This window comes from Streptomyces oryzae (assembly GCF_017676365.1).
GTDB classification, from domain to species: domain Bacteria; phylum Actinomycetota; class Actinomycetes; order Streptomycetales; family Streptomycetaceae; genus Streptomyces; species Streptomyces oryzae.
In genome coordinates this window covers 12233-28245 of the sequence record NZ_JADKMA010000005.1, presented here as the reverse complement: position 1 = coordinate 28245, position 16013 = coordinate 12233, and the positions used below count along the sequence as shown (strand labels likewise).

Here is a 16013-nt window from a genome sequence, read left to right as displayed (position 1 = left end):
CCCCGGGGCCCACCGGAGCGCTCACACTATCCGGCAGGTTCTGCGGCTAGCGACGCCGGTGACAAATTCCGTACGAGCGGAAACGGTCAATTCACCTCATTCCCAGCTTCATTCGTTCGCGCAGATGTCCAGGTCCGCCGTCGTCCCCCGGTACGACCCGTCCCCCTTCTCCTTTCCGTCCTTCCTCTCCGTGCCCCCGTCCGCGACGCGCACCGGCTGGTCCTCGCGCAGCTTGGTGAAGAGCTCCCCGGCGTCCGGCTGCACCAGCTCGTCACGGTTGATGTCCAGTTCGTACGACCGTCGGGGCACCGTAAGAAAACGGATGTGGTCTTCCGGGATATCCCGCACGCTCCGCGCCAGTTCGTACAGTTCCGAGAGGGAATCAAGCCCGGAATCCGCGGTCAATGACGAGGTCGCTGCATCAAGTACGGGATAGGCCCGGGTCGGGTTCAACAGCACTCCCTTGCTGCGCACCTTCTTCACCAGAGATCCCAGAAATCGTTGCTGCCGGTCGATGCGCTGGGTGTCGCTGCCGTTGCCCAGACCGTGCCGCGCGCGGACGTATCCCAGCGCGTCCTCGCCGTCCAGCGTCTGCCGCCCGGCCGGCAGGTCGAGCTTGGCCTCCCGGTCGTGCACCGGCCGGGCCAGGCACACCTCCACCCCGCCCACCGCGTCCACCAGCTTCTTGAAGCCGCGGAAGTCCACGACCAGGTGGTGATCGACGCGGATGTCCGTCATCTTCTCCACCGTGCGGATGGCGCAGGCGGCGCCGCCCGTCTGGAACGCCCAGTTGAACTGCGCGAACCGTGTGGGCGCCGTCGAACCGTCCGGCCGTCGGCAGTCCGGGATCTGCACCATCAGATCGCGCGGTATCGACATCCCCGTCGCGCTGCGGCCGTCGGCGGCTATGTGCAGCAGGATCGCGGTGTCCGAGCGCTGGCTGCCCTCGTCCCTGCCGTATGCGCCGTTGCCGTTGCCGCGGTTGTCCGAGCCGAGCAGGAGAATGTTGCGTGCCTCGCCCGCCGCCCGTACCGGCGTGGGGCGCTCCTTCTCGTACGGCGCCAGCGCCTGCGCGGTGCCCGAGTCGGTGCGGATGTTCGCGTCCAGCTTCCGGAAGAGGGACCAGCCAGTGGCGGCCGTGGCCAGTACGAGCACCGAGGCACCCAGCGCGCCCCAGCGCAGCCAGCGGCGCCCGCGAGGGCGGGCGGAAGCCGGACTGGACGCGTCGGGGTCGGCTTCGGTGGTGCCCGGCTCTGTCACGGCTGTACATCCCTCGGGGTGGCGGCGACACCGGAGCGCTCAGTAGCGCAGTACGGGGCGTACGCACGTACGGGCGCGCCGGTCACGAAGACAGACGCCTGAACCACTCGCAAGGTTGTACGGACCACCGGCCCCGCAGGCGGAGGTGCGGGCTCCGTCCTGGCTTCACCCGGCGGTGTGCGTCACCCGCTCGTTCTCCTTGCGCTGCTCGAGAGAGGCCGCGTCCAGCCGCTCCAGTCGGGGCGCGAGCACCACGGAGCCGCCCGCCGCCAGTGGCGCCAGCAGTCCCGCGCTGAGGCCGTCCCAGCCGTCGTACGGCAGTGCGGACAGCAGCCGCGCGCCGGGGCCCAGCCCGCGCGCCATGGCGTCCGCCCGCGCCCGCTCCACCACCTGTGCGCCGGTCAGCTCGCCGCCCTCCGGCAGCACCAGCGCGGGCGCGTCCGGATCAACAGGTGCATACGGGGCGAACTGGTCGCCCTGTCCCGGTACTTCCACGGCGTAGTCGACGAACCCGTCCGGCGGCTGCGGGAAGCGCCCGCCCATCGGCCGCAGGCTGAGCCCCACCCGCTCGCCGGAGCAGGCGCGGGCCGCCTCCAGCGTGTCAGGCCCGCTCACCGCCAGGTCGGCGCGGGCGGCGTCGCCGCCCAGCTCGGCGACGACGCCCACCGAGGAGCACGCCAGCAGCCAGACGGCGGTCTGCCAGTGCGCGGGCAGCAGCAGCGCGAGCCGGTCGCCCGGCTCGGCCGACAGCTCGTCCTGGAGGAGGTTCGCGGTCTTCGCCACCCAGTTGTCGAACGTCTTGACGGAGAGCTCGACGCGCTCACCCGTGGCGTCGTCGTAGTAGGTCACCAGGGGGCGTGACGGGTCGTCGGACAGCGCGGTCCGCAGCAGGTCGGCGGGGGTGCGGTCGGAGTCGTTCATTCGCGCAAGCGTACGCGGGCGCCCAGCTGGCGGTGCGTCAATAGACAGAAATAGTCACATATGTCCATGATCATGGGTATGCGTGCGAATCTCGCTCAATCGATCGGTGTCGCGGGCGCGGCGGCCCTCCTGCTGCCGCTCGCTCCCCTCACGACGGCAGCCGCGGTGCCCCCCTCACCGGCCTCGCCGGCGTCCTCGGCCCCCTCCCCGTCCAAGTCCTCGCCCTCCTCCTCCACCTCGTCCGGAATGCCCGGCCACACCCAGTCGCTCCGCTTCGCCGGGGCGGCCGGGGAGTCGGCCGGCGCCCGTGCGCCGGGCGAGAGCGGTTCAGCGGTACGCCTCGCGGCCCGCACGGTGCACCCGTACTCCCTCGTGGGCGCCGTCTGGGACCGCGCGGACGAAGCGCTGCCCGGCCGCATCCAGGTCCGTACGCGCAACGCGGACACCGGCCGCTGGTCCGGGTGGCAGGCGCTGGACGTCCACCCCAGCGGCGCGCGGGGCGCCGACGAGGGCAGCCGTGCCCGGGGCGCGACGGCCCCGCTGTGGGTCGGACCCTCCGACGGGGTCGAGGCCCGCGTGCTGCCGGAACGGAAGGCCCTGCGGCAGCCGCTGCCGCGGGGGCTCCGCCTGGAACTGGTCGACCCGGGCCCCGACAAGGCTTCCGGGCCCGACAAGGCCCCTGTCCCCGACAAGGCCCCGGGCTCGGATGGCTCCGCCGACGAGAGTTCAGGAGCCGACACCGGCACCGAACCCGTGACCGGCACCGAACCGGGCACCGACCCCGGCGCCGAGCCCAAGACCGACCCCGGTGCCGACCCCGGCACCGGTGCCGAGACCGGGGCCCCGACCGCCCAGACCGAGAGTGGCGCCACCGTGCTGCCGGAGCTCTCCAAGGAGGCGACCCAGACCCGGTACCCGACCAGCCAGTCGCTGGTCGGCCCGCGCCCGCGCATCGTCACCCGGAAGGGCTGGGGCGCCAACGAGAAGCTCCGCGAGGCCGGCCACGCCTACACCAAGACCGTCAAGGCCGCCTTCGTGCACCACACAGCCATGTCGAACGTCTACGCGTGCAAGCAGGCGCCCTCGATCATCCGCGCGATGTACCGCTACCACGTCAAGAGCAGCAAGTGGCGGGACATCGGCTACAACTTCCTCGTCGACAAGTGCGGCACCATCTACGAAGGCCGGGCCGGCGGTGTGGCCAAGCCCGTGATGGGAGCCCACACTTACGGGTTCAACAGCAACAGCACCGGCATCGCCGTCCTCGGCTCCTTCGACAAGCACAGGCCCTCCAAGCGCGCCGTCGACGCCGTTGCCAAGCTCACCGCCTGGAAGCTCGGGCTCTTCGGGGTCGGTGCTGACGGCAAGACCTGGCTCAAGTCCGGTGGCGGCAACAAGTTCAGGAAGGGACAGAAGGTCAGCTTCCATACGGTGTCCGGGCACAAGGACGGGTATGTCACCGACTGCCCCGGTGCCCGCCTCTACGGAAAGCTCGGCGCGATCCGCACCGCGGCGGCCCGTCTGCAAGGCCGCTGAGCCACCGGTCCACCGCCGGTCCACCGCCGGACCGCCACCGGCTCAGCAGCCGCGCCGGTGAACCGCCGAGCCGCCGTCGGCGTCTGCCGGAGACGGGCATACGGGGCCGCCCACGCGTCCGTACGTGTCTGCATACACTGTCCGCCGGCCACCCGAAGGGCGGCCGGCGGACCCCGGCAGGAAGCAGAGACAACAGGTGACAGAAGCGATCCTTCTGGTCGGGGGCAAGGGCACCCGGCTGCGTCCGCTCACGGTGAACACCCCCAAGCCCATGGTCCCGGCCGCGGGCGTGCCCTTCCTCAGCCACCAGCTGGCCCGGGCCCGCGCCGCGGGTGTCGACCACGTGGTGATGGCCACCTCCTACCTCGCCGAGGTGTTCGAGCCGTACTTCGGAGACGGGTCCCAACTGGGGCTGCACCTGGAGTACGTCACCGAGGAGGAGCCGCTGGGCACCGGCGGCGCCATCCGCAATGTCGCCTCCCGGCTCTACTCGCGCCCCGACGAACCAGTGCTCGTCTTCAACGGGGACATCCTCTCCGGCCTGGACATCGGCGCCCTGGTCGAGCAGCACACCCGGGCCGGTGCCGACATCTCGCTGCACCTGACGCGGGTGACCGACCCGCGCGCCTTCGGGCTCGTCCCCACGGACGGTACGGGCCGCGTGACGGCGTTCCTGGAGAAGCCGCAGACGCCGGAGGAGATCGTCACCGACCAGATCAACGCCGGTGCCTATGTCTTCACTCGTTCGGTGATCGACACCATCCCCGCCGGGCGGCCCGTCTCGGTGGAGCGGGAGACCTTCCCCGGGCTGCTGGCGGCCGGGGCGAAGCTGCACGGCATGGTCGACTCGACCTACTGGCTCGACCTCGGCACCCCGGAGTCGTTCGTACGCGGCTCCGCCGACCTCGTACTGGGGCGTGCGCCCTCGCCCGCCGTACCGGGCCGATGCGGTGAGCGGCTGATCCTGGAGAGCGCAGCAGTCGCCGGGGACGCGAAGCTCACCGGTGGCACCGTCGCCGGGGCAGGAGCCGAGGTAGGAGCCGGTGCGCGGATCGACGGCAGTGCACTGCTGGACGGTGCGGTAGTGGCACCCGGAGCGCGCATCAGGGACTCGCTGATCGGCGCCGGCGCGCGTATCGGAGCCGACACCGTGCTGGACGGTGCGGTCATCGGCGACGGGGCCGTCATCGGCGAGGGCAACGAACTGCGCGGCGGTATCCGCGTGTGGTGCGACGCCCGGATACCGGCCGGCGCGGTGCGCTTCTCCTCGGACCAGTAGTCGCGCAGCAGCCCCCACAGCCTTATGCGGCCGGAGGACCGGGCTGTCAGTGCCGGCCCGTACGCTTGCTGCCCGTGTCGCCACTCACCCGCACCTGGACCCCGCCGGGCCCGTACGACCTGCACGGCAGCCTCCGCGTGCTGCGCCGGGGGCCGTACGACCCGACGTACCGCACCGAGGGCGGCACGATCTGGCGCGGCACCCGCACGCCCGACGGCCCGGCGACGCTGCGCGTGCAGGTACAGCGGGGCGGCACGTACGGCGTCGTATGCGCCCAGGCGTGGGGCCCGGGCGCCGGATGGCTGCTGGACGGGCTGCCCGCGCTGCTCGGCGCCGAGGACGACCCGGACGCCTTCGTTCCGCACCATGCCGTCACCCACGAGGCGCACCGCCGCAACCCGGGCCTGCGGCTGATCCGTTCGCGGCGGGTGGTGGAGGCGCTGATCCCCACCGTCCTGGAACAGAAGATCACCACCGAGGAGGCGTACCGCGCCTGGCTGCTGCTCGTCCGCAGATTCGGCGAGCGTGCCCCGGGGCCGCACCCCAACCTCTGGGTGATGCCGCACCCTCGTGACTGGCTGCGCATCCCCTCCTGGGAGTGGCACAGCGCCGGGGTGGACCAGAAGCGCTCCGCCGCCATCCTGCGCGCCCTCCAGCGGGCGAGCCGGATGGAAGAGGCGGCCCATATGGACCTCGAAAACGCGCTGGCCCGCCTCCAGGCCATCCCCGGAATCGGCCCCTGGACGGCGGCCGAGGTGCTGCAGCGCTCGAACGGGGAGCCCGACGCGATCACGGTCGGGGATCTGCATCTGCCGCGTCTGGTCGGCTACGCGCTCACCGGCGCCCGGGGCACCGACGACGACGGCATGCTGGAACTGCTGGCCCCCTACGAGGGACAGCGGCACCGCGCCAGCCTCCTCGTCCTGCTGGGCGGCCCGCGCATGCCGCGCCGTCAGCCCCGCTTCCCGGTGGGGAACATAGCCCCGCTGTAGGGCCGCAGGAACGGCAGCCCCCTGCAGGGCCTCAGGGACGGCGTCGGCTCAGCGCTCGACGACGAAGTCGGCGGCGGACCGCGCCGGGCGCTGCCGTGGCGGGGCCGCCGGGTGGCCGATGGCGACGGCGCCCATCGGGTCCCAGTCCCCGGGCAGGTCCAGCACCTCGCGCACCACGTCGCGGCAGAACATCGTGGAGGAGATCCAGGCCGAGCCCAGCCGCTCGCCGGCCAGCGCGACGAGGAAGTTCTGGATGCCGGCGCCCGTCGCCACCACGAACATCTCCCGCTCGGCGGCGTTCCTGCGGTCGTCCGGATAGGTGTGCGAGCCGTCCATCACCAGGCAGGGAACCGCCAGACAGGGGGCGTTGAGCAGCACGTCGCCGCGCCGGACGCGCTTGGCGATGCTCTGCTCGCTCTTGCCGTCGCCGCGCAGATCGGCGATCCAGGCGTCCCGCATGGCGTCCAGCAGCCGGGTCCTGGACTCGGCGCTCTCCAGGAGCACGAACCGCCACGGCGTGGTGTGGTGCGGCGCCGGCGCGGTCACGGCGGCGGCCACCGCGCGCCGCACCGCCTGCCCGTCCACCGGGTCGGCGGTGAACTCCCGTACAGTGCGGCGCAGTTGCACGGCCTCGCGGACGGCCTCGGAAGTGCCCAGCCGGAACATGTCGTTGGCGGCGTCGCGCACCAGCGCCCGCGCCGTCGCCCCGTGGCCGTCGCCGTGCTGCCCGTCCGCGGGCAGCACATGCCGCGACAGCCCGCGCACCACCGCCACCGGCAGCCCGCCGGCCTTGCCCTTCACCAGCTCGCCCGCCGCCGCCAGTTCGTCGCCAACGGCCGTGACGGTCACCCCCAGCGGGTTGCCGTACATGTCGACACTGCCGCGCAGATCGTCCAGGACGCGGACCCCGGCGGCCCCGATCGCCACGTCGGTCTGCCCCTCGCGCCAGGGCCGCCCGAAGGTGTCGGTGACGACGACGCCGACGGTGACGCCGAGCGCGTCCCGCACGCCGTCCCGCACCTGCCGGGCCGTGGCGTCCGGGTCCTCGGGCAGCAACAGCACGGTGCCCTTGGGCGTGTTGGAGGCGTCGACCCCGGCAGCCGCCATCACGAAGCCGTGCCGGGACTCCACGATCCGCGCCGGACCGCGCCGCGCGACGACGCGTACGGTCTCGGCGTCGATGGCCGCCTCGCGGTCGTCGGCCTGCATGATTCGGCCCTCGGCCTTGCTGACGATCTTCGAGGTGACGACCAGCACGTCGCCGTCCATCAGCCCACGCGCGCCGGGAGCGGCGTTGGCGTCCACGATGAGCCCGACCAGATCGTCGCCGGGCTGCACTTCCGGGATGCCGGGCAGCGCCCAGACCTCGTAGGAGGTGCCGGGGACGCTGCTGTCCCCGCGCCCGTCCCCGTGCACCGTCTCCGCAGCCGGGGCGAGGCCGGCGCCCGTCGGCTCCGCGTGGTCCGCGGGGTCCGCCGCCTCCGTTGTTGTCACCGCGGCCATTACGCCCGTACCTCCTCGGCCAGCTCCAGCGCCCGCCGCGCCATCTCGGAGGTGGCCTGCTCGTCACGCATCAGCAGCGGTACGGCGCGGCAGCGGATGCCCGCGTCCTCGACCGCCTGTACGGCACCCGCGTCCACGGTGTCGACGAGCCAGCCGTCCAGCAGGCCCGAACCGTAGTGCGCGGCGACGGCCGCCGCCGAGGTCTCCACCCCGACGGCCGCCAGCACCTTGTCCGCCATGCCGCGCACCGGTGCGTCGCCCACGATGGGCGAGAGCCCGACGACGGGCACGCCCGCGTCGGCGATGGCCTCCCGGATGCCCGGCACGGCCAGGATCGTGCCGATGCTGACGACGGGGTTGGACGGCGGGAAGAGGATGGTGTCGGCCCCGGCGATCGCCTCCAGCACACCGGGTGCCGGCTTGGCGGCGTCGGCACCGACGGGCACCACGGCGTGTGCGTCCACCGAAGCGCGCAGCCGCACCCAGTACTCCTGGAAGTGCACCGCCTTGCGGCCCGCCCTGCCGTCCTCGCCGCCTCGGCCGCCCGCGCCGCTCTCCGCTTCCGGGTCGTCGATCAGCACATGCGTCTCGACCCGGTCGTCCGTCATGGGCAGCAGCCGCACCCCGGGCTGCCAGCGTGCGCACAGTGCCTCGGTGACGGCGCTGAGCGGATACCCCGCGGAGATCATCTGGGTGCGGACGATGTGCGTGGCGAAGTCCCGGTCGCCCAGCCCGAACCACTCGGGGCCCACTCCGTAGGCGGCCAGCTCCTCCTTCACCGTGAAGCTCTCGTCCGCCCGCCCCCAGCCCTGTTCCTCGTGGATGCCCCCGCCCAGGGTGTACATCACGGTGTCGAGGTCGGGGCAGACCTTCAGGCCGAACAGATGGATGTCGTCACCGGTGTTGCCGACGACGGTGATCTCCGCGTCGGGCACCGCGGACCTGAGCCCGCGCAGAAAGCGGGCACCGCCGATGCCCCCGGCCAGAACCACAATGCGCTGCATGGGCCCCAGTCTCGCAGCCCGGTGGCCGGGCCCGACATCAGGTCAGCGCATCGAGCGCGGCATCCCGCGCCGCGCCGCCGCCCACGGAGCAGTGCTGCGGCATCTCGGTCAGTCCGGGTGCGTAGACATGAACGCTCACGACCGGGTCCAGCCCGTCGTTGACCACTTCGTGCACATATCCGGGCGCGAACACCCGCACTGTTCCGGCACTCAGCACCCGCTTGTCCCGCCTGTGCACACGTTTGCCTTCTGCGTGTTCGGTCAACTCGCCCTCGAGTACGCCGAACACGCCGAACGAGCGTCCGTGATCGTGCCGTCCACTGCCCTGCCCGGGCAGCCAGCTGAGCAGCCACACCTCGTACCCGGGGCCGGTGCGCAGCCGGTGGTACCAGCGCAGGGTCGGGTCGTAGCGCACCAGCGGCGCCCAGGCGGCGCGGTCGGCGGCGAGTTCACGGATCAGCCCGGCGAAGTCCGCCACGGTGGCGGGATGCGCGGGGGCAGGGGGGAGCAGGTGCGGAATGGCGAGCAGGTCGCCCGCGATTTCCAGGTCGCTGTTCACGTGCGGGAGTGCCTTTGTACGAGGGCCGGCTGTACGGGAGCCGGCCGGAAGCCGGAAGGAAGCGGATGCCGACTCCGGCGGGGGGCCGGACACGGCTGTGCAGTGCGCGAGGGGCGCTGCGGAGAGTGCGCGAAGGGCGCTGCGGGGGTGCGGAGGGACGCGGCACGCTCAGCCGGAGCGGATGCTCGACGGCGGCGGGCTCGACGCCAGGCTCAGGCGGCGCCCGACCTCAGCAACAGCCTCCGTGACAGCCGCGCGGACAGCGACAGCGGTGGGGCTCCAGGACGTGAGAAGCGGCGCGGGGGAGCGCGGACGCGCCCCCGGCAGGCCGCGCGGCGAGGGCGCCACGGGCCGTACGGGTCTCAGAGGTCACTGCCATGCGCTCCAGAACAGCGCCCCCGTGCCCCAGGTGTCAACCTGTTGTCGCGTTTGTGGCGAATCTTTCATCCCTTCCGGCTGCTGTCGGCGGCGAAAGGTTTGTGCCGTCCGGCGCCGGAGAGGTGGCGCCCCAGCCACGCCTGTAGGCCGTTGCACTTCCGTGATCAGAGTGTGATCAGGGCCATCCGAGGGGTGGTGCGGAACGCGACCGCAGGTCATCGCGTTCTGAAATCAGGAGTCGGGCAAAACCCCCCGGCTCCGAGCGCGAGTGTCATAGTTCGTAGTGATTTGAACACTTACTGCGAAGGCTTGGTTCCGCCGGGTGAATAACGGGCTCAATAGCAGATCTCGGCTTGACTGCCCCGGATCGGCACACTTGTAATTTCACTCGTGTCGTTCAAGAGGGTTCGATAACGACAGCATCACGGGGTCGAAGAGACGGATCGAGGGGCGCACATGACCGAGCTGTTCCAACAACTGCTGGTCGAAGAGGCGGACGAGGAGCTGGGCTGGCAGGAGCGCGCCTTGTGCGCTCAGACCGACCCGGAGTCGTTCTTCCCCGAGAAGGGCGGATCTACCCGTGAGGCGAAAAAAGTCTGTCTTGCGTGTGAGGTCCGTTCCGAATGCCTCGAATACGCGCTCGCCAATGACGAGCGTTTCGGTATTTGGGGCGGCCTGTCCGAACGTGAACGCCGCCGCCTGAAGAAAGCTGCTGTCTGACCCGGTTCCGCACGGAACCGACCGACCCGGTCATGGCCCGGCAACACCCCAGCGATCCGGGCCGTGCCCCGTGCACCGCCCGCCCGGCAACCAGGAGCCCGCCCGGGGCACTTGCGACGGACCGCCGGACGCGTGAGGACGAGCCGTTAGTGTGGGGCCGTCCGCGACGCACCGCCCTGCCAAGGGAGTGCGTTCACCGCTCCGATACGCGTCTTCCGGGGGCTTGCAGCCGACCGCGGCACTGCCGCGAGGCCCCGGCACCCCGGGGAGGGCCCCTACCTCGATGTCCGTGCACAGCCACATGGCGGCCCACTACGAGGCGGCCGCAGCAGGGTTGGCCTCCGTGGAGCCGCCCGAGTTCCCCCGGCACGTCGTCACCGCCGTCATCGTCGCCCACGACGGCGACCGCTGGCTTCCCGACGCGCTGCGCGGGCTGCAGGAGCAGAGCCGCCCGGTGCAGAACATCATCGCCGCCGACACCGGCAGTGCGGACAACTCCGCCCAGTTGCTCACCGAAGCACTCGGCGCCGAGCGCGTGCTGCACATGGCGCGCCGCACCGGCTTCGGCACCGCCGTCGAGGAGGCCGCCCGCACAGCGCGCTGGCTCACCCCCGACGACCTGCCCTACCTCAAGCGGCCCAGCGGCTGGGACCCCGTCAACCGCACCTGGCGCGACGACGCCTACGACATGCCCGAACTGCCCTACGGCGAGCCCGTGCAGTGGCTGTGGCTGCTGCACGACGACTGCGCGCCCGAGCCGGACACCCTGGCGCAGCTGCTGCGCGTCGTGGACGCCGATCCGTCGGTCGCCGTCACCGGGCCCAAGCTGCGCAGCTGGTACGACAGCAGACAGCTGCTGGAGGCGGGCGTCACCATCGCCAACAGCGGCCGCCGCTGGACGGGTATCGAGCGGCGCGAGCAGGACCAGGGCCAGCACGACCAGGTGCGCCCCGTACTGGCCGTCTCCTCGGCCGGCATGCTCATCCGCCGCGATGTCTTCGACCAGCTCGGCGGGTTCGACCGCCGGCTGCCCCTGATGCGGGACGACGTCGATCTGTGCTGGCGGGCCCAGGCCGCCGGACACCGGGTGCTGACGGCGCCGGACGCGGTGATGCGGCATGCCGAGGCGGCCTCGCGGGAACGCCGCCCGGTCGACTGCGTCGGGCGCGCCAGCCGGGGCGGCGCCAGCCCGCACCGCGTCGACAAGGCGGGCGCCGTCTACACCCTGCTCGCCAACATGCCGGGCGCGCTGCTTCCGTGGGTACTGCTGCGCCTCGTTGTCGGCACGCTGCTGCGCACTCTCGCCTATCTGGTGGGCAAGGTGCCCAGACAGGCACTGGACGAGATCGCCGGACTGTCCGGCACGCTGCTGCTCGGCGGGCGCATCCTGACGGCGCGCCGGAGGCGGGGCAGGCCGGCAGTCACGCACAAGGAGTTGCGCCCGCTCTTCCCGCCGCCCGGAGCCACCCTTCGGGCGACGGTGGAACAGGTCACCAGCAACTTCACCGGACGCTCGGAGCCGGAATCGTCCGCCGGGGGCCGGCACGGCGCTGTCGAGTCGGGCCCGGGGGGCGAGGACGCGGACTTCCTGGAGGTCGAACAGTTCGCGCGCCTCAGGCGGCTCGCACAGAAGCCGGGCCCCGTGCTGTTCGCCGTACTGCTCATCGTCTCCCTGGTGGCCTGCCGCGGACTGCTCGGCGGTGGCGCACTGGCGGGCGGGGCGCTGCTGCCGGTGCCCGACGGAGTGTCGGATCTGTGGGCGCGCTACGCGGAGGGCTGGCATCCCGTCGGCACGGGCGGCACCCAGTCGGCGCCGCCCTATCTTGCCGTCCTCGCCACCTTCGCAACACTGCTGTTCGGCAGTACGAGCCTCGCGCTGACGCTGCTACTGGTGTGCTCCGTGCCGCTCGCCGGTGTCACCGCCTACTTCGCCTCCCGCCCACTGGTCGGCTCCCGGCTGGTGCGCGCCTGGGGGAGCGTCGCCTACGCGTTCCTGCCCGCCGCCACCGGTGCGCTCGCCCAGGGCCGTATCGGCACAGCGGTGCTCGCCGTGCTGCTGCCCCTGCTGGCCCGGGCCGCCGTGGCGGTCAGCGGGCTGCGCGGCAGGAGCGGCTGGCGGGCGGCGTGGGCGTACGCGCTGCTGCTGACCCTCACCATGGCGTTCACTCCTGTGGTGTGGCTGCTCGCCGCCGTGCTGGCCCTCGCTGCGCTCGGAGTGCGCAGGGCGGACGGTGCCTCTCTTGGTGCGCTCGCCGCCCGGCTTGGCACCGTCCTGGTGACGCCGTTGGTGCTGCTCGCTCCCTGGTCGCTGTCGCTGTTCACCGACCCAGGGCGGTTCCTCGGCGAGGCGGGCCTGGAGTACGGCACGGGTGCGGCCTCGGCCCTCGATCTGCTGATGCTCTCGCCCGGCGGTCCTGGCACCACTGACGGGCTGTTCCTCGTCGGCCTGGTGCCGGCCGGACTCGCGGCACTGCTGCGCACCGAACGGCAGCTCGCCGTACGGGCTGCCTGGGTCGCCGCGCTGGCCGCGCTTCTCGCTGCCGCACTGTCCAACAGTTCGGCCTGGGCCGGGCCCGCCACTCTCGTCTACGGGCTCGCGCTGCTGTGCGCCGCCGCGGTCGGTGCCGAGGGGGCCAAGGAACGGGTGGCGGCGCAGAGCTTCGGGTGGCGCCAGCCGGTGGCCGCACTGATCGCCGCGGCCTGTGTGCTGGCACCGCTGGGCGCCGCGTTCGGCTGGATGGTGCGCGGCGCCGACGGCCCGCTCTCGCGGCGCGACCCGGTGCAGGTGCCCGCCTTCGTCGCGGAGGAGAGCACCACCAGTGACCAGGCCCGCACTCTGGTGCTCGACCAGCCCGAGGGCGCCTCTGGTGTCACGTACACCCTGGCGCGCGGCTCCGGCGCCCGGCTGGGCGACGCCGAGCTCGTGGCAGCCGACGGTGACGACACGCGCCTGGACGGTGTGGTCTCCAACCTCGTCGCGGGCTCCGGTGCCGACCAGTCCAGCCAGCTGGGCGGTTACGCCGTCCGGTACGTACTGCTGCGCGACGGCGCCTCGCGCGAGATGAGCCGCACGCTGGACGCCACGCCGGGGCTGACCCGGCTCAGCCAGGCGGACGGCAGCGCGCTGTGGCGCGTCGACCGGCAGGTCTCCCGCCTCTCGATCGTGCCCGGCGAGCAGGAGAACGGCGCGGGCGGCGCTGTGACCGCCCCCGTGGCCGTGCCGGCCGGGCCCGTCACCTCGCACGCGACGCTGCCGTCCGGCCCCTCGGGGAGGGTTCTGCGGCTCGCGGACCGCGCCGACGGGGGCTGGCAGGCCACGCTCGGCGGGAAGCCCCTCAAGAGCGTCACCGTCGACGGCTGGGCACAGGGTTTCGAACTGCCCGCCGAGGGCGGCAGGCTGGAGCTCGGCCACGAGACCCCGCTCACGCACACGGCCTGGGTGTGGACGCAGGGCTTCCTGCTGCTCGTCGTTCTCGTCCTCGCGCTGCCGGGCCGCCGTCGCGATGTCGACGACGACCTCCCCGACGCCCCGCCGTCCCCTGAGCCGTCCGCCGCCGGGGACGGCCGCAGGGCCCGCAGGCTCCGCGCCGCCGCCGAAGCGGCCCAGGCGCCGCCCGCACCCGAGGAGCCACCCGCACCGCAGGGCCCGCCACCTGTGCCGGAGCAGCCCGGCTACGACCCGTACGGCCGGCAGCAGCCCTATGTGCCGCAGCAGCCGCCGTACGGAGAACAAGCCGACTACGGCCAGCCGGCCCCTTATGAGCAGCCCTCCTACGACGCCTATGGGGGACCCTCCTACGGCCAGGTTCCGCAGCAGCAGTCGTTTGAGCAGCCGTACGAGCAGCCGTCGTACGAGCAGCCGTCGTACGAGCAGCCGTCGTACGAGCAGCCGTCGTACGAGCAACAGCAGCCCTACGGGCAGCCCTCCTACGACCAGCAGTCCGCGTACGACCCGTATCAGCAGCAGCCCGGTCCCTACCAGGACTGGCAGGCCCAGCAGCCCGCCGACCCCTACGGCTACCAGCAGGGCTACGACACGTACGGCAACGGCAACGGGAGCGAGCAGCAGTGAACCGCACAGTCCTCAGCTTCGGAGCCGTCGCCGTCGCGCTCGCCGCGGTGACCGGGGTTGCCGCGCTGTCGGTACCCGACGAGGCGGCGCAGGGCGGCGAGAGCGTCAAGGCGGCCGCTCACAAGCCCGTGGAGCGCTCCACGCTGGTCTGCCCGCAGCCGAGCTCGTCCGACGTCGCGGAGACCTCCTACGAGGCGTTCACGCCCAAGGGCGGCCCCGGCAAGAAGGGCAGCGCGGCCCTGTATCCCGCCGAACGCGCCGAGACGGACACCCCGCAGAGCCCGGACGACGACAAGGGCGACACCAAGGACGGGAAGAAGGACAAGGGGGGCAAGGAGCGCAAGGAAGACAAGGGTGAAAAGGGCGACCAGGGGAGCAAGGAGAAGCAGAAGGGTCAGGACGGCGAGACCGCCGACCAGGGAAGCGGAAAACCCTTCCTCCCCCTCAGCAGCCCAGGGACGCCCGTGACCGCCGATACGGAGGACCCGAAAGCGCCCGCACTGACCGGCACAGCCGACGGCCCCTACGCACCCGGCTGGACGGTGCAGCAGACGACGACCATCGGTGCCGGCTCCGGACGCGGTCTCCAGGGCACCTCCTGCACAGCCCCCGACACCTCGTTCTGGTTCCCCGGCGCCAGTACCGCCGAGGACCGGCAGGACTATGTCCACCTCACCAATCCGGACAGCACCAGCGCGGTCGTCGATCTGGAGCTGTACGGCAAGAAGGGCAAGGAGAAGGCCGGCCAGGGCGCAGGCGAGGGCGTGACCGTCCCGCCGCACTCGACCGTCCCCGTGCTGCTGTCCACCCTCACCGCGGAACCGGTCACCAATGTGACGCTGCACGTGACCGCACGGACCGGCCGGGTGGGGGCGCAAGTGCAGTCCTCGGACCGCAAGTTGGGCGGCGACTGGCTGCCGCCCGCCACCGACCCCAGCCCCGGCGTGGTGCTGCCCGGTATCCCCAAGGACGCTGCCTCCGTGCGGCTGGCCGTCTTCGTGCCGGGGGACGAAGACGCCGACCTGAAGGTGAAGCTCGCCGGCCGCTCCGGGCTGATCAGCCCCGCCGGGTACGAGACGCTGCACGTGAAGGCGGGCATGGCCACCACCGTCGATCTCAAGGACCTCACCAAGGGCGAGGCCGGTTCGCTGGTGCTCTCTCCCGCTGAGGGCGGCGAGGACGCACCCGGTGTGGTGGCGGCGGCGCGGGTCCTCCGCGGCAAGGGCGGCAAGCAGGAGACGGCGTTCATCCCCGCCACGGCGCCGGTGCACAAGCGGGCCACTGCCGCGGGCACCAGCGCGACCGGTGCCACTCTCGCGCTGACCGCGCCGGAGGCCGGAGCGAAGGTGCGGGTGACCGCGTCGCCCGGCAGCGGGGGCGGCAGCCCCAAGAGCACCACCGTCACCATCAAGGGCCACACCACCAAGGCGATCACCCCGCCCCGCCCCACGGGCGCCAAGGGCACCTACGCCCTGACGGTGGAGCGCGTCTCCGGCGGTCCGGTGTACGGCTCGCGCACTCTGGAGCGCGAACAGTCGGGCCTTCCGGCCTTCACTGTGCAGACGCTCCCGGACGACAGGAGCACGGTGGCGGTCCCGGAGTCGGCGCAGGACCTGTCGGTGCTGAACGACGACAAGTGAGCCGTGACAGCCCCGGCAGGTGAGCCCGGATGTGAGCCCGGCAGGTGAGTCCCTGGCCCGTGTGCCCTGTGGACCGTCTGCCGGGCGCCGACGGCGCGGGCGGGGCGGACGGCGCAGGGCGGCGCGCGGACGGCGCAGGCGGGACCGGG

Annotated in this window: 11 protein-coding genes; 6 read left to right on the top strand and 5 right to left on the bottom strand. The window is 72.5% G+C overall.

Annotation, left to right across the window (positions count from 1 at the left end; all coding sequences use genetic code 11):
• Positions 1 to 108: 108 nt before the first annotated feature.
• Together ITI46_RS01635 and ITI46_RS01630 are read right to left on the bottom strand one after the other, a co-directional pair.
• Positions 109 to 1260, bottom strand: a complete 1152-nt coding sequence (locus ITI46_RS01635) for an LCP family protein (protein ID WP_209237411.1) — start codon at positions 1258 to 1260, stop codon at positions 109 to 111.
• 165 nt (positions 1261 to 1425) lie between these two features.
• Complete coding sequence (locus ITI46_RS01630) at positions 1426 to 2181, bottom strand: TIGR03089 family protein (protein ID WP_209237409.1); 756 nt, start codon at positions 2179 to 2181, stop codon at positions 1426 to 1428.
• Between the two features lie 78 nt (positions 2182 to 2259).
• Here ITI46_RS01630 and ITI46_RS01625 point away from each other — a divergent pair, with 78 nt between their 5' ends.
• The 3 genes from ITI46_RS01625 (at position 2260) to ITI46_RS01615 (ending at position 5988) form a co-directional block, all read left to right on the top strand.
• Positions 2260 to 3717, top strand: a complete 1458-nt coding sequence (locus tag ITI46_RS01625; RefSeq protein WP_209237407.1) for a peptidoglycan recognition protein family protein — start codon at positions 2260 to 2262, stop codon at positions 3715 to 3717.
• A gap of 196 nt (positions 3718 to 3913) precedes the next feature.
• Positions 3914 to 4996 carry a mannose-1-phosphate guanylyltransferase gene (gene manB / locus ITI46_RS01620; protein ID WP_209237405.1) on the top strand — a complete coding sequence of 361 codons (1083 nt, stop codon included), beginning with the start codon at positions 3914 to 3916 and terminating at the stop codon, positions 4994 to 4996.
• Positions 4997 to 5070: 74 nt separating this feature from the next.
• A complete protein-coding gene (locus ITI46_RS01615) occupies positions 5071 to 5988 on the top strand; it encodes a DNA-3-methyladenine glycosylase family protein (RefSeq protein ID WP_372451825.1) in 918 nt (305 codons plus the stop codon).
• 48 nt (positions 5989 to 6036) lie between these two features.
• On the opposite strand, the gene ITI46_RS01610 is transcribed toward ITI46_RS01615, so the two are convergent.
• From ITI46_RS01610 to ITI46_RS01600, 3 genes are read right to left on the bottom strand one after another with little or no spacing between them, the layout of a single operon-like run.
• Positions 6037 to 7491 carry a coenzyme F420-0:L-glutamate ligase gene (locus tag ITI46_RS01610; RefSeq protein WP_247745307.1) on the bottom strand — a complete coding sequence of 485 codons (1455 nt, stop codon included), beginning with the start codon at positions 7489 to 7491 and terminating at the stop codon, positions 6037 to 6039.
• Positions 7491 to 8495: a 2-phospho-L-lactate transferase gene (cofD, locus tag ITI46_RS01605; RefSeq protein ID WP_209237402.1), complete on the bottom strand. Its 1005-nt coding sequence runs from the start codon at positions 8493 to 8495 to the stop codon at positions 7491 to 7493. Before cofD ends, ITI46_RS01610 begins: the two co-directional genes overlap by 1 nt.
• Positions 8496 to 8532: 37 nt before the next feature.
• Positions 8533 to 9054 carry a cysteine dioxygenase gene (locus tag ITI46_RS01600; RefSeq protein WP_209237400.1) on the bottom strand — a complete coding sequence of 174 codons (522 nt, stop codon included), beginning with the start codon at positions 9052 to 9054 and terminating at the stop codon, positions 8533 to 8535.
• Between the two features lie 834 nt (positions 9055 to 9888).
• On the opposite strand from ITI46_RS01600, the gene ITI46_RS01595 reads away from it, so the two are divergent.
• The 3 genes from ITI46_RS01595 (at position 9889) to ITI46_RS01585 (ending at position 15864) form a co-directional block, all read left to right on the top strand.
• Positions 9889 to 10152, top strand: a complete 264-nt coding sequence (locus ITI46_RS01595) for a WhiB family transcriptional regulator (protein ID WP_004952403.1) — start codon at positions 9889 to 9891, stop codon at positions 10150 to 10152.
• A gap of 283 nt (positions 10153 to 10435) precedes the next feature.
• Positions 10436 to 14224 carry a glycosyltransferase family 2 protein gene (locus ITI46_RS01590; protein ID WP_209237398.1) on the top strand — a complete coding sequence of 1263 codons (3789 nt, stop codon included), beginning with the start codon at positions 10436 to 10438 and terminating at the stop codon, positions 14222 to 14224.
• A complete protein-coding gene (locus ITI46_RS01585; protein ID WP_209237396.1) occupies positions 14221 to 15864 on the top strand; it encodes a DUF5719 family protein in 1644 nt (547 codons plus the stop codon). The genes ITI46_RS01590 and ITI46_RS01585 overlap by 4 nt, the downstream gene beginning before the upstream one ends.
• Positions 15865 to 16013 lie beyond the last annotated feature (149 nt).